This window comes from Thermomicrobiales bacterium (assembly GCA_041390825.1).
Classification (GTDB): domain Bacteria; phylum Chloroflexota; class Chloroflexia; order Thermomicrobiales; family UBA6265; genus JAMLHN01.
The window spans coordinates 42,654-56,468 of sequence record JAWKPF010000007.1; the positions used below are offsets into that span (position 1 = coordinate 42,654).

General features: G+C 61.9%; 16 protein-coding genes. 8 read left to right on the forward strand and 8 right to left on the reverse strand.

Going from position 1 to position 13,815, the window contains the following annotated elements; all coding sequences use genetic code 11:
* Positions 1-29 precede the first annotated feature (29 nt).
* The 7 genes from atpA to R2855_03645 form a co-directional block, all read right to left on the reverse strand.
* The gene (atpA, locus tag R2855_03615) at positions 30-1,109 is read right to left on the reverse strand and encodes a F0F1 ATP synthase subunit alpha (protein ID MEZ4530097.1); all 1,080 of its coding nucleotides are present in this window, start codon (positions 1,107-1,109) and stop codon (positions 30-32) included.
* Positions 1,110-1,121: 12 nt separating this feature from the next.
* The gene (locus R2855_03620) at positions 1,122-1,577 is read right to left on the reverse strand and encodes a hypothetical protein (protein MEZ4530098.1); all 456 of its coding nucleotides are present in this window, start codon (positions 1,575-1,577) and stop codon (positions 1,122-1,124) included.
* A 61-nt stretch (positions 1,578-1,638) separates the two neighbouring features.
* A complete protein-coding gene (locus tag R2855_03625; protein MEZ4530099.1) occupies positions 1,639-2,175 on the reverse strand; it encodes a F0F1 ATP synthase subunit delta in 537 nt (178 codons plus the stop codon).
* Positions 2,176-2,196: 21 nt separating this feature from the next.
* Positions 2,197-2,703: a F0F1 ATP synthase subunit B gene (gene atpF, locus R2855_03630; GenBank protein MEZ4530100.1), complete on the reverse strand. Its 507-nt coding sequence runs from the start codon at positions 2,701-2,703 to the stop codon at positions 2,197-2,199.
* A 129-nt stretch (positions 2,704-2,832) separates the two neighbouring features.
* Positions 2,833-3,075, reverse strand: a complete 243-nt coding sequence (atpE, locus tag R2855_03635; GenBank protein MEZ4530101.1) for an ATP synthase F0 subunit C — start codon at positions 3,073-3,075, stop codon at positions 2,833-2,835.
* Positions 3,076-3,228: 153 nt separating this feature from the next.
* Positions 3,229-4,158 (reverse strand): F0F1 ATP synthase subunit A, encoded by a 930-nt coding sequence (gene atpB, locus R2855_03640; GenBank protein ID MEZ4530102.1) that lies wholly within the window; start codon positions 4,156-4,158, stop codon positions 3,229-3,231.
* An 8-nt stretch (positions 4,159-4,166) separates the two neighbouring features.
* Entirely contained in the window at positions 4,167-4,478 is a 312-nt protein-coding gene (locus tag R2855_03645; GenBank protein MEZ4530103.1) for an AtpZ/AtpI family protein, read from the reverse strand.
* Between the two features lie 163 nt (positions 4,479-4,641).
* On the opposite strand from R2855_03645, the gene R2855_03650 reads away from it, so the two are divergent.
* The 8 genes from R2855_03650 to R2855_03685 all read left to right on the forward strand — a co-directional run bounded on the left by R2855_03650 (position 4,642) and on the right by R2855_03685 (position 11,816).
* Entirely contained in the window at positions 4,642-6,096 is a 1,455-nt protein-coding gene (locus tag R2855_03650; protein ID MEZ4530104.1) for an MATE family efflux transporter, read from the forward strand.
* Positions 6,097-6,309: 213 nt separating this feature from the next.
* Positions 6,310-7,875, forward strand: coding sequence for a ribonuclease Y (gene rny / locus R2855_03655; protein MEZ4530105.1), 1,566 nt, complete (start codon positions 6,310-6,312; stop codon positions 7,873-7,875).
* Positions 7,876-8,502: 627 nt separating this feature from the next.
* The gene (locus R2855_03660; protein ID MEZ4530106.1) at positions 8,503-8,787 is read left to right on the forward strand and encodes a stage V sporulation protein S; all 285 of its coding nucleotides are present in this window, start codon (positions 8,503-8,505) and stop codon (positions 8,785-8,787) included.
* 27 nt (positions 8,788-8,814) lie between these two features.
* Positions 8,815-9,681 (forward strand): PHP domain-containing protein, encoded by an 867-nt coding sequence (locus R2855_03665; GenBank protein ID MEZ4530107.1) that lies wholly within the window; start codon positions 8,815-8,817, stop codon positions 9,679-9,681.
* Entirely contained in the window at positions 9,678-10,361 is a 684-nt protein-coding gene (ispD, locus tag R2855_03670) for a 2-C-methyl-D-erythritol 4-phosphate cytidylyltransferase (GenBank protein MEZ4530108.1), read from the forward strand. Before R2855_03665 ends, ispD begins: the two co-directional genes overlap by 4 nt.
* On the forward strand, positions 10,358-10,852 hold the full coding sequence (gene ispF / locus R2855_03675; GenBank protein ID MEZ4530109.1) for a 2-C-methyl-D-erythritol 2,4-cyclodiphosphate synthase: 495 nt from the start codon (positions 10,358-10,360) through the stop codon (positions 10,850-10,852). Before ispD ends, ispF begins: the two co-directional genes overlap by 4 nt.
* Positions 10,849-11,319 (forward strand): D-aminoacyl-tRNA deacylase, encoded by a 471-nt coding sequence (gene dtd, locus R2855_03680; GenBank protein ID MEZ4530110.1) that lies wholly within the window; start codon positions 10,849-10,851, stop codon positions 11,317-11,319. The genes ispF and dtd overlap by 4 nt, the downstream gene beginning before the upstream one ends.
* Entirely contained in the window at positions 11,316-11,816 is a 501-nt protein-coding gene (locus R2855_03685; GenBank protein MEZ4530111.1) for a hypothetical protein, read from the forward strand. Before dtd ends, R2855_03685 begins: the two co-directional genes overlap by 4 nt.
* Before the next feature lie 90 nt (positions 11,817-11,906).
* Here R2855_03685 and dnaK read toward each other — a convergent pair whose 3' ends face one another.
* Entirely contained in the window at positions 11,907-13,811 is a 1,905-nt protein-coding gene (gene dnaK, locus R2855_03690) for a molecular chaperone DnaK (protein ID MEZ4530112.1), read from the reverse strand.
* Positions 13,812-13,815: the final 4 nt, after the last annotated feature.

Here is a 13,815-nt window from a genome sequence, read left to right on the forward strand (position 1 = left end):
AGGACAGCGCTCGGCCGGCGCGGTTCATGCTAGGCGGCAGCCGCCGCGGTCTTGGCGCCGGAAGCAGCCCACTTCGAGCCGCCCTTGAAAGCCTCCACCGCCTTGGAGAGCGCCGCGATGGTCTCATCCGACAGCTGCTTCTCTTTCTTGATGGTATCGAGCAGATCGCCATAGCCGGTGCGCAAGAAGTCCAGCAACCCGGCCTCCCACGCCTGCACGTCTTCGACCGGAACAGAGTCGAGCGGACCATTGGTCGCCGCCCAAAGCACCGCGACCTGCTCCTCGACCGGCATTGGCTGGTACTGACCCTGCTTCAGCGTCTCGGTCAGCCGAGCGCCGCGATCGAGCTGGGAGCGGGTGTTTGCATCCAGGTCGGACCCGAACTGGGCAAACGCCGCCAGCGATCGGAATGCGGCGAGATCCAGACGGAGGCGCCCCGCCACCTGGCGCATGGCCTTGATCTGCGCCGCGCCACCGACGCGAGAGACCGAAAGTCCGGCGTTCACGGCCGGTCGAACACCACCGTAGAAGAGCTCGCCTTCCAGGTAGATCTGGCCGTCGGTAATGGAAATGACGTTCGTGGGAATGTAGGCCGAAACGTCCGCGGCCTGGGTCTCGATGATCGGCAGCGCCGTCAGCGAGCCACCACCAAGGTCGTCCTTCAGGCGCGCAGCGCGCTCGAGAAGCCGCGAGTGCAAATAGAAGACATCACCAGGATAGGCTTCGCGTCCCGGCGGGCGTCGGAGGAGCAACGAAACCTGGCGGTATGCCCAAGCGTGCTTCGACAGGTCGTCGTAAATGATCAGCGCGTTCTGGCCCGTTTCCATGAACTCTTCGCCCATGGCGCAGCCGGCGAACGGCGCGATGTACTGGAGGGCTGCCGGGTCGGACGCGCCTGCAACGACGACGATGGTGTTGTCCATCGCGCCGAACTCTTCCAGCGTGCGCACCACCTGGGCGATCTGGGCCTGCTTTTGCCCGATGGCGACGTAGATGCAGCGCACTCCGGAATCACGTTGATTGATGATGGTGTCGAGCGCGACCGCCGTCTTTCCGATCTGCCGGTCACCAATGATGAGCTCGCGCTGGCCGCGTCCGATGGGGATCATGGCATCGATCGCCTAGATACCCGTCTGCAATGCAGTGTCCACGTCCTGGCGAAGCACCACGCCCGGAGCGATGCGCTCGATCGGTCGCGTCTTGTCGGTCTTGATCGGCCCCTTGCCGTCGATCGGCTGCCCAAGCGCGTTCACCACGCGACCGAGCAGGGCGTCGCCGACTGGAACCGAAGCGATAAGTCCGGTCGCGCGCACTTCGTCGCCTTCTTCGATGTCGGTGTACTCACCCATGATGATGATACCGACCGAATCCTCTTCGAGGTTGAGCACGAGACCGATCGTGCCCGACTTCGTGAACTCGACCAGCTCGCTATACATCACTTGGGTCAGACCGTAGGCACGCGCGATGCCGTCACCGACTTCGACGACGGTGCCGACGTTGGAGACCGTGACCTGGTCCTGCGCCCCAGCGATCTGCTGCTTGAGAATGTCTACGATTTCCGTCGCGCGAATTGCCATCCTTGCGTCCTTTCACCAGGGTCACGGCCCAGCGGCCGGCCGGTGCACGTATCGTGTGTCGTTATGCGTTGCTCGTCGTCAGCCGCTCGTGCAACCGGCGAAGCTGATTGGAAACGCTTCCGTCGATGAGGTTGTCGCCAATACGCGCAACCATCCCGCCGATAATGGCGGGATCGACCTGCGTGCGGACTTCGACCTCTTTTCCGACCAGCTCCGAGAGCTGCTTCTGAACCATCTTTTCGCCGGCCGCATCCAACGGGACCGCGGTCGTGACGTCGGCCACGACGATACCCTTCTCCTTCAGCACCAATGCCTGGTACTGCTGGAAGATTTCGGGAACCGCCGACATCCGGCGCCGCTCGAGCAACAACGACGTGAGCCGCTTCGCTTCCGGCTGCGCTTTTTCCATCGCTTTGTCGAGGAGAGCGCGCTTGTCAGTTTCCGAGGTCTTGGGGCTCTCGAGATAGCTCCGCGTGACCGGATCGGTCATGATCGTATCGAGGACCGAAAGATCGGCCTCCCAAGCCTCGAACGTGTTTGCTTCGCGGGCGATCTCGAAAACCGCCTGCGCGTATCGTCTGGCTACTGTGCTCGCCACGAACGCTTCGCTCCGATCTGGTTAGGCACCGCCACGAGCGCCAGAAGTGGCCTCGGTGAGCGTCGCTTCGATGAGATCGGCCTGCGCCTTTGGATCGAGCTCCTTGCGGACGATCTGGCCAGCGGCGAGCACTGCCAGGTCGGCAACTTCGTTGCGCAGCTCCTGGCGGGCTTGCTCGGTCTCGGCACGCAGCGCGGCCTGAGCTCGGGCCATGTACTCGTCTGATTGCTTGGCCGCCTCTTCACGAGCACGCGCAATCGAAGCGTCGCCCTGCTCGCGTGCTTGCGCGAGGATGGATTGAGCTTCTCGACGCGCTTCGGCCAGCACTTCGTCATTCTTGGCCGCGGTCGCCTGAAGTTGCTCCTGCATCTTCTGGGCGGCCTCGAGGCCTTCCTGAACGCGCGCCTGCCGCTCGTCCAGGGTTTTCAGGATCGGCTTGGAACCAAACTTCCAAAGCAGAACCAGGAAAACAATGAACGCGGCAATCTGCGCGACCAGTTTCCACAAATCGATTCCGAGGGCATCCATTGTTAACCGGCTCCCGGCACGACGTCGCGCTCGAATCCGGCAACCCGGCTCCGGCTTACGCGGCCTGCGTCTGTCCGATGCGTCGATGAGCCCGGCAGCCTGAACTGCCGGACCCGATGCGATGCCGCTTTAGACGAAGAGAATGATGATGGCGATAACGAACGCGTAGATCGCGACGGCCTCGGCGAGCGCCGCGCCGATGATCATCGTCGATCGGATCTCACCGGCCGCTTCCGGATTTCGGCCGAGCGCCGTCATGGCGCCGTAGACCGCCAGTCCGATACCAATGGCCGGGCCGAGACCACCGAGACCGATGGCAAGACCACCACCAATGTATCGTACGGCCTCCGGGTCGGTAATACCTCCGAACACGTTGATCCTCCTCCGCCAGTCTGCAAGACACGCAACTGACGATCTGTTTGGTACCAGAGCCGACCCGTGCCGACCCTTTGCTTCTCTCCGAGTCCGGCGCCCGCCAGCCCAATGCTCATGGGCGCGCGGTCCGGACGCAGTACGCGAAAGTAGTTAATCCCCGACCGCGTGGGGATATTCCGAACCGGTGGGCGCGTAGCCCGTGGCCAGAGCTTCCTCCTCATGCGAGTCGTCCCCATGGTCGTGCGCGGCGGCGATGGCGATGTAGACAAGTGTCAGCATGGCGAACACCAGCGCCTGGATCGTGCCGAACATGAGCTCGAGGAAAAGGAAGACCACTGGCACCAACACCGGGATCACCAGGAACCCGATCTTGGCAGTGATGGCATACATCACGCCCAACAACGCCTCACCGGCAAAGACATTGCCGAAGAGTCGGGCGGAGAGCGAGATGATGCGCGAAAACTCTCCGATCACTTCGATTGGAAAGAGGAACGGCGGGTTGGCCATGTGCTTGATACGCCCGCCAACGCCATGCGACTTGATGCCGTAGTACTGGATGGCGGTGAAGGAGACGATCGCCAGCGCGAGCGTCATGTTGAGGTCTGCGGTCGGCGGGCGCAGGAACGGAACCATGACCGTGTGCTCACCCTCGCCCTCTTCGGCGGTTGTGTACAGCGCCTGACCGCCGTCGGAATTGCCAGAGGCAACCACTGCCGTGCTGGCATGCCCTTCGTCGAGTTCCTCGGTCGTGACCTTCTCCCACCCAACGGTGCCAACGCCCGGGAGGAGGCCGGTGTAGTTCGAAATCAGAATAAAGATGAAGAGACCGGATACGAGCGGAAAGACCTTTCGTCCGAAGGACTTGCCGCCGGACCCTTCGGTCAACCCTGCCAGGAACTCGATGACAAGCTCGATAGCTGCCTGGAATCGCCCAGGCACCATCTTCATATTGCGGCCGACAAAGAAGAAGACGATCAGGATGATCGCCATGACCACCAGCATCATGAACATCGAATTGGTGACCGAAAGGGGTCCGATCTTGAAGAGCTCTTCGGCCGCCAGCTCGATATGGACTTCCATGTGCGCGGTTACTCCCGATCTCGACTACCGGTATCGCTCCGGTCTGTTCCGATGCCATCCGTCTCAGCCCGGTTACCCCTGGCCGGAACGAATCGTTCGATCTTGCGGGTCACCAGCCCCGGTTTTGCGCCCGGGCGGCCAAGTGTCGACAGCTCATAGAGCTGATACCCCGCAGCCACTATTGCGATCCCGACCCCTGCCAACGTGAGCCAGGGTTCGGTGCCGAACTTCCGATCGAGGAGCACACCGCCAATGATGCAAAGCACGACGGTCGCAACAATAGAGCAACCTAGCCCTGCTGCGACGCCGGTTGCTCTCATCTGGTTCGTTTCGATCGGAGAAGGGTCCTGCCGCAACGGCGACGACGATCCTTTCTTGATTGCGAACTTTATCACAATCTCGCTGGTAGAACCATCGAATCACCGGTGATACGATGGCATTCGATCACCCGCGTCAGTTAACCACGATTGACGCGGATTTTTCATGTCGAGTTTCGTCCAGTCCCCCGATGTTGCCGTGACCGACCACCAGAGCCTTCCTCCAGAATCAGAGCTTACCGGTTCGGTGCCCGACCAGGGGCCGATGGACCAGCGCCGGGTGCTCGGTCTGTCGCTTCCGATCATCGGGGAAAACATGTTGCAAACCCTGGTGGGCGCGGTGGACACGCTGCTCGTCGCGCGTCTGGGAGCAGAAGCGGTTGCCGGCGTGGGCACCGCTGTCGAATTCGTCTACTTCATCATCTCGATCCTGATCGCGCTGGAAATCGGCGCCACGGTGTTGGTCTCGCAGGCGTTCGGGGCCCATCTCGCCGGCAGGGTTCGCGATGTCGCCCGTCAGGCGCTCGTTTGGGGTGTGCTTCTGTCGATCCCCGTCTCGATCCTTGGCTACCTGCTGGCGCCGACGGTGGTCGGGCTGTTCGATACGGAACCGGAGGTCGCCAACTACGCAACCCATTACTTGCAGATCACGGCGGCGCTCAGTGTCTTCCTGCTCTTGACCTTCGTCGGCGGCGCGATCTTCCGAGGAGTCGGAGACAGTCGCACCCCGCTCTATGCCTCCATCGTGGCGAATCTCGTCAATGTCGTGCTTGCCTACGGGTTGATCTTTGGCCACTTGGGACTGCCTGAGCTGGGCGTGGAAGGGAGCGCATGGGGAGCCGCCATCGCGCGGGTGGTTTCGGCGTCGATACTCATCGGTCTGCTCCTGACCGGTCGCCGGGGAATTTCGCTGCGGGGCAGTGGTTCATGGCGACCAAGCCTCCCCATTGGCAAGCAACTGTTGCACCTGGGGCTGCCCGCTTCTCTGGAGCAGGTCCTTTCGTCCGCGGGTTTCATGACCATGTTGTTTGTGGTCGCGAAGATCGGTACTGACGCGCTCGCGGCCCAGCAAATCGCGTTCACGGCGCTAAACATCGGGTATGTGCCGGCGTTTGGCTTCGGAATCGCGGTGACCGCGCTGGTTGGGCAGAGTGTTGGCGCGAGTCGAATTGCCGATGCCGGGATCGCTGCAAAGATTGCCGCACGGCTATCCGTTGGTGTTCTCGCCGTGGCAGCGCTGATCTTCTTCCTTTTTGCACGCCCGATCATGCAGATCTTCACCGACGAACCCGAGGTGATTGCGCAAGGAGTCAGCGGGTTGCGTGCGCTTGCGATCAGTCTGCCGTTCTGGGGAGCCTGGTTCGTCTATGGTGGCGCGCTCCGCGGGACCGGCGACACGGTGACACCGCTGGTGGTGGAAGGCATCTCGGTTTGGACCGCGGTGTTGCTGGGATTGTTGGCGGTGCATTCGCTCGATGTTGGCTTGGGCACAGTCTGGGGGATGTTCATTGTCGTTTCGCCCCTGGCCGCGCTCGCCAACAATCGGCGTTTTTGGCGTCGACTTGCGCAGGGGACCTTCACAATTCACACGACCGGAGCGCATGCCAGCGCGCACCATTAGCCGTTTCCTGTGCCGGTCTGACACCATCCCATGAGTGTCATGGCGCTTGACGCCCGATTTTGACCACCCGTATCATCGCGTGGGGACCGGGTGGGACTGAATCAAGCGCGAGCCGAATCTTCCCGGCACGCACTCATCCTTCTTTCTCGTTCCCCCCTGAATGAGCTGATTGATTCCCATCTCATGGGAACCACAACGTAAGGAGCAGTCACCATGGGAGGCGCTGTCGCCTTCATTCTCGGAGCACTGCTCGCCGCAATCATCAGCGCAGTCGTTACGTACCTCTACCTCGACCGGGGCGCCAAGTCGCGCGTTCGGCTTTCGCAGGATGAGGCGAACCGTATCGTTGCCGAAGCTGAGGAGCAAAAGCGAGCATCCGCAATCGAGGCAAAAGACCAGGCAATGCGGTTGCGCTCGGATCTCGATCGCGAGCTGGGCCAACGCCGTAAGGAAATCGACCGCATCGAACGGCGCATCGAGCAGAAGGAAGAATCGATCGACCGCAAGGCGCAGTCGATCGAGGCCCGCGAGCAGAACCTGCGCCGCACGGAGCAGGGCATCGAGCGCTCCAAGGAACAATGGGAGACCGATCGCGCGCGGCAGCAGGAAGAGTTGGATCGCGCCCGAAATCGCCATATCGAGGAGTTGGAACGAGTCGCTGGGCTGACTGCGGATGAGGCGAAACTCGAGCTGGTGGCCGAAGTGGAGGCCGAAGCCCGCTCGCTGGCCGCGCGCCGAGTCCATGAGATCGAGCAGGAGATCCACGAGGAGGCCGATCGTCGGTCACGCAAGATTCTCGCAACCGCCATTCAGCGGATCGCCACGGACTATGTGGCCGAATCGACCGTCTCGGTCGTTCCATTGCCGAGCGACGATATGAAAGGTCGCATCATCGGGCGCGAGGGGCGCAACATCCGCGCGCTCGAACAGGCGACCGGCGTCGATCTGATCGTCGACGACACCCCAGAAGTCATCATGATTTCCGCCTACGATCCCCTTCGCCGTGAACTTGCACGCCGGGTGCTCACTCGCCTGTTGCAGGACGGCCGCATTCACCCAACCCGCATCGAAGAAGTTGTCAACAAGGCGCAGATCGAACTCGATCAGACGATCCGCGAAGAGGGCGATGCTGTCGCCTATGAGGCAAATGTCGTTGGCCTGCACCCGGATCTGATCAAGCTGTTGGGGCGGCTGAAGTACCGCACCAGCTACGGGCAAAACGTCCTCGCCCATTCACTCGAGGTATCGGTGATCGCCGGTGCTCTGGCGAGTGAGCTCGGCGCCGATGTGAATGTCTGCAAGACTGCTGGTCTGTTGCATGACATTGGCAAAGCGGTCGACCACGAAGTCGAAGGGCCGCACGCTCTGATCGGCGCAGATATTGCGAAGCGCCTCGGCCGATCGGCGAAGATCGTGCATGCGATCGCAGCGCACCACGGCGAAGAGGAACCGCTGACGGTCGAAGCATTTATCGTCGCAACGGCGGATGCCATTTCTGGAGCTCGCCCAGGGGCTAGACGTGAGATGGTCGAAACCTACACCAAGCGCCTGGAAGCGCTGGAAGGTGTGGCGAACTCGTTCGATGGCGTCGAGAAGTCGTTTGCCATCCAGGCAGGGCGCGAGATCCGCATCCTCGTCTCACCCAATCGCATCGACGACCTGGCCGCCACCCAGTTGGCGCATGACGTCGTCAAGAAGATCGAAGAGAGTCTGGAGTACCCAGGACAGATCAAGGTCACGGTCATTCGCGAGACGCGCTCGGTCGATTACGCCCGATAACGCGCGCCGAAATCACGCGCGACGTGCAAGACGGGATGGTTGCGATACCATCCCGTCTTTTTCTTGTCGAAAAGTAACTATCCCGATATTCACTGGAAATCATTGTGTGAACTTTGTGCACCAATAGACTATCCTTTGGCCAGAAGCTGGGGTTTGGGCCGTTGCATGTCGCGCGCACGATTTTTGGGCCGGTGGCCTGGGAGACGAAGCGGCACTGTGTAACGGCATTTGCTTGCCCAGTGGTAAAGGCACATTGGGACAGGATTGCCCTGATCTCAATCGGTCATACGGCCGGCTCAACACGGACATGCCGTCGAACACGCGGGCCGTTTGGAGATCAATCGCATGGATCGGTTCTTTAGCAAGCTCGACCTTCGAGACATCAAGATCAAGCCCGAAGGCAGTCGATTTCTGCCTGACGACGACGAGGTCGAAGCAACCGATGAGCCAAGCGTCACTTCGGCAGCCGTCGAGACTGAGGCGTTCGAGATGATCGAAGACCTCGAGGTTGCGACGGTTCCTTCCCATTCCAGCAATGGGCATGTGCTCTCCGCAACCTACGAGCGTGTCGAGATCGATCGATGGGAGACCGTGGCGTCAGTGGCCAAGCCTGCGCCTTCCCCCCTGATGGTGGCTCCGGCGCAATCCGACACCGAAGTGTTGAAAGTCTCCGCCAAGTCCCGCCCGAGCGCGGTCGCTGGCGCGATCGCTGGCGTGGTGCGGGAGAACGGCCGAGCGGAGGTGCAGGCAATTGGCGCAGGCGCCACCAACCAGGCGGTCAAGGCGATCGCTATCGCTCGGGAATATCTTCTCGAATCTGAAATCGACGCCATTTGTCTGCCAGCGTTTATCGATGTCACGATCGACAACGAGGAGCGCACAGCAATCCGGCTGGTGATCGAGCAACGATAGGCCCCTTTTCGTCCAACCAGGTGGCCCATGCGTTTGCCCGCGCTTTCGAGCGTCGATCTTCACTGCCACACGACTGCCTCTGACGGCCTGCGGACTCCGGCCGGACTGGTTGGGTATGCCGCGGAGCGGAGCGTGTCTGTCATCGGGCTCTGTGATCACGACACGACCGGCGGAGTCGCGGAGGCAATCGACACGGGCCTGCGGCTCGGCGTCGAAGTGATCCCGGGTGTCGAGTTGAGCTCGGAGATCGATGGGCTGCAAGCGCATATTCTCGGATACTTCATCGATCCGGGCTCTGAATCCCTCCAGCGCGAATTCGCCTGGATGAACGCCACGCGGCAGACACGCATTCAGCAGATCTGCGCCAACCTCAATGCGGCGGGCATTCCCATCGATCAGGATGAAGTGTTTGCGCTCTCCCAAGGAGGAACGGTCGGTCGCCCACATGTTGCCCGGGTGCTCGTCGCAAATGGCTACGCCGAGAGCGTTTCAGACGCGTTCGCACGCTATCTCACCCGCGGCCGCCCCGGTTACGCGCTCTCCGAAAAAATCACTCCGGAAGGCGCAATCACCGCTATTCGCCATGCGGGGGGCGTAGCGGTGTTGGCGCATCCATGGAGCACGAAGCAGCCGAGGGTCGCGGTGGAACGCCTGGCGCCAGCTGGGTTGACCGGAGTGGAGTGCTACTACGGCGAGTACGAGCCGATGGTGCAGAACGAACTCGCATCGCTGGCACACGACTTCGACCTCCTGGCCACCGGCGGCAGCGATTATCACGGTGAAGGAGTGAAATCGGTCGATCTGGGCGGGGTCTTCGTGCCTCCGGAGAGTGTCGGACAGTTGCGAAACGCGGCGAACGCAGTGCGCGCCGAGATCGGGATGGCCCCGGTATGACCGCTGCCGCCATTGTCGTTGCGGGCGGTTCAGGGCAGCGCTTTGGGAACGCCGGCAAGTCGTTCGCCATGACCAATGGGATGCCGATGGCCTGGTGGTCGTTGGCCGCGGCGGCCAATGCAACGCTCGTCGACGAGATCGTGCTCGTCTGCGGCGAGCACTCACAAGCAGCCGCAGGCGCTCTTCTCTCCATGTTCGACGAGACCAAACCAGTGACCCTGGCGCTTGGGGGCGCTCGCAGGCAGGATTCGGCACGTGCCGGTCTATGCGCCACGTCGGACGATGTCGATGTCGTGGCCATCCACGATGCAGCCCGCCCGCTGGTGACCGCCGACCTCCTCGATCTCGTTATCGAAACTGCGCGGGAGCATGGCGCGGTCATCACTGCAGTACCGGTGTCCGATACGATCAAGCGGGTGCAGGAGAACACGGTCCTGGAAACGGTGCCGCGCGATGACCTGGTGGCCGTTCAGACGCCCCAGGCGTTTCGCAAGCATCTGCTGCTGGAGGCGTTCGCCGCCGCAGAGTCAAATGGCACAACGGTCACTGACGAGGCCTCCCTTGTCGAATCGTTGGGGCATGCGGTGCATGTCATTCCCGGGCGCAACGACAACATCAAGGTGACCTACCCGGCCGATCTCCACCTGGTGCAGGCACTCTTCGAGGCGCGAACGCGATGATTCGAACCGGGATCGGCTACGACATTCATCCTTTTGCCGAAGGGCGTCCCCTGGTGCTTGGCGGGATTACGATCCCGTCGGATCTCGGCCTGGCTGGGCATTCTGATGCCGACGTCCTGCTGCATGCGCTTGCCGATGCCTTGCTTGGCGCCGCTGGGTTGGGAGACATCGGCCATCGCTTTCCTCCAGGCGATGCGTCGATTGCCGGAATCGACAGCCGCATCATCCTGAGAACGAGCGCGGACCAGGTGCGCGATGCCGGCTTTGCGATCTCCAATGTCGATACCACGGTGATTGCGGAGCGGCCGCGTATCGCGCCGCATCTCGATGCGATGCGCGCCGTCATTGCCCAGGATCTCGAGATACCGGTTGGTGCAATTGGGATCAAAGCTACGACAAACGAGAAACTGGGGGCGATCGGACGCGCTGAGGGGATCGCCGCTCTGGCGATTGCGACCCTCATCGACCGAAGCCTGATGGACCGATTGTGAAAGCGGTCTTGCAGCGGGTGCAGCGCGCCGAGGTGCGCGTGGATGGTCAGATCGTGGGGGCCATTGGGGCGGGATTGCTGATCCTTGCGTGCGCTGTCCCGGGAGACAACGACGACATCGCGCGGCAACTCGCGCGCAAGATCGCCAATCTTCGGATCTTCGAAGACGACGACGGCAAGATGAATCAATCGTTGCTCGATCTTTCCGGAGATGGCCCCAAGGCGTTGGTCGTTTCTCAGTTCACACTGGCCGCGGATGCGCGCAAGGGACGCCGCCCCAGCTTCGTCGGCGCTGCCCCTCCAGATCAGGCGATCCCGCTGATCGCTTCGTTCAGGGATGCATTGACCGACTGTGGCATCGGGGTAGAAACTGGTATCTTCGGTGCGCACATGGAGGTATCGCTGGTGAACGACGGCCCGGTAACGATCTGGCTTGACACCAATGACCTGTTCGGGAGCAGTCGATGAGCTCGAGTAATTCATCTGATCCGAAGCTGTTGCTGCCAGAATGGTTGAGGGACGGCGACACGCCGCTCCCACAGGCGCAGGCCCCGGCGGCAGTCATCGACTCCGAACCGCCTGCCGAGGCCCCCGTCATTGTCGAGCAGATGGCCCCAACGGTTGCCGTTGCCGTTGCCGCTCCGGAAACGCCGTTCAGTGATCGCCTGGCGCTCGATACGTCACTCGATCCGGGGCAATTGGTAGGGCCGGAAGACCTTCCGACCTGGCTCGGGGGACTCGAGCGGACAGATGTCGCGGTGGAGCAGGTGACATTTCCGACGGCTATGTCCAGCCCGGCAGCATCGACCGTGCCGCTCGCCATCGAGGAGCCTGAGCCGTACGACGGTGTCGATGCTCCGCAACCAGATGTCATCGATGTCGAGGTCAATGGCTGGTATGTGATCGCAGCCGGACTCGGGCTCATCGTGCTGCTCGCAGCGGCGCTGCGGCTCTATCTTTCCTGATCGAACCGAGAAGACTGCTCCACGAAAGAAGGTAGCAAAACGGGAGAGCTTGCGCCCTCCCGTTTCTCGGTTCGCGTTCGATGCAGTTCGCTAGACTTCGCGGAACTCGCCCTCGACCGTCGCTTCGTCGTCCTCGGCCGCACCGGCGCTCGGTTCTTCATACACGCCGTTCGAGGAGGCTGCCTGCTGTGCGCCATAGACAGCCGACCCGACCTTCTGCAGCGACTCGACCAGCGAAGCCGACGCCGGCTGGATGCGCTCGGTGTTCTCAGGATCCTTCTCCAGGATCTCCTTGAGCTCGGCGATCTTGGTGTCGAGCTCGGCTTTCAGTTCACTCGGAATCACGTCGCCATGCTCGCGCAGCACCTGCTCGGCCTGGTAGACGTTGCTCTCAGCATCGTTGCGCACGCTGATGGCTTCGCGGCGGGCCCGGTCCTCATCGGCATGCGACTCGGCCTCACGCACCATGCGCTCGACTTCACTATCCGAAAGCCCAGACGATCCAGCGATGGTGATCTTCTGCTCCTTGTTGGTCGCCTGATCGCGCGCGGTGACATTCAGGATACCGTTCGCGTCGATGTCGAACGTAACCTCGATCTTCGGAAGACCGCGCGGAGCCGGCAGAATGCCGTCCAGAATGAACTTCCCGAGGCTCTTGTTGTCGTTCGCCATCGGGCGCTCGCCCTGGAGCACGTTGATCTCGACCTGAGGCTGATTGTCCGCCGCAGTGGTGAAGACCTGGCTCTTGCGAGTCGGAATCGTGGTGTTTCGCTCGATGAGCGGAGTCGCCACACCGCCCAGGGTCTCGATCGAGAGCGTCAGCGGGGTCACGTCGAGAAGGAGAATATCCTTCACCTCACCACCGAGCACACCACCCTGGATGGCTGCGCCCAGCGCGACCACCTCATCCGGGTTGATGCCCTTGTGCGGTTCCTTCCCGAAGTAGTCCTTGACCTTCTGCTGGACCGCCGGCATGCGAGTCTGGCCGCCGACAAGGATCGCTTCGTCCACCTGGCTCTTGGAGAGGTCGGCGTCCTTGAGGGCCGCTTCCATCGGCGGCACGGTGCGGTCGATCAGGCTGCCGACCAACTGCTCCAGCTTGGAGCGGGTCAGCGTCTCCTGCAAGTGCTTGGGACCGCTGGCATCCGCCGTAACGAACGGCAGATTGACTTCGGTCTGCTGCGTGCTGGAAAGCTCGATCTTGGCCTTCTCAGCGGCTTCCTTGAGCCGCTGGAGCGCCATGCGGTCGTTGCGAAGGTCGATGCCCTCTTTTTTCTTGAACTCGTCCGCCAGCCAGTCGATGATCTTCTGGTCGAAGTCATCGCCGCCGAGGTGCGTGTCGCCATTCGTGGCAAGCACCTGGAAGACGCCCTCGGAGAGATCGAGAATCGAGATGTCGTAGGTGCCGCCGCCAAGGTCGTAGACCGCGATCTTCTCGTCGGCCTTGCTCTCGAGCCCGTATGCGAGCGCTGAAGCGGTCGGCTCATTGATGATGCGCTCGACCTCGAGACCAGCGATCTTGCCGGCATCCTTGGTCGCCTGTCGCTGCGAGTCGTCGAAGTACGCCGGCACGGTGATGACAGCGCGGTCGACGGTTTGCCCCAGGTACGCCTCGGCATCAGCCTTCAGCTTCTGCAGAATCATGGCCGAGATTTCCGGCGGGCTGTACCACCGGTCGCCCATCTTGACTTCCAGACCGCCGTTGGACGCCTCACGCACCTGATACGGCACATGCTTGAGGTCTTCCTGGACAGAAGGATCCTTGTACTTGCGGCCCATGAAGCGCTTGATCGAGAAGATCGTGTTCTCCGGGTTGGTCACCGCCTGCCGGCGCGCAAAGCGGCCGACCAGACGCTCTCCGCTGTTGGTGACAGCCACGACCGACGGCGTCAGACGCTCGCCTTCCGCGTTCGGAATAACAACCGGCTCACCACCCTCGATCGTTGCGACCACCGAGTTCGTGGTTCCCAAGTCCACACCAATCATTCGTCCCATTCGT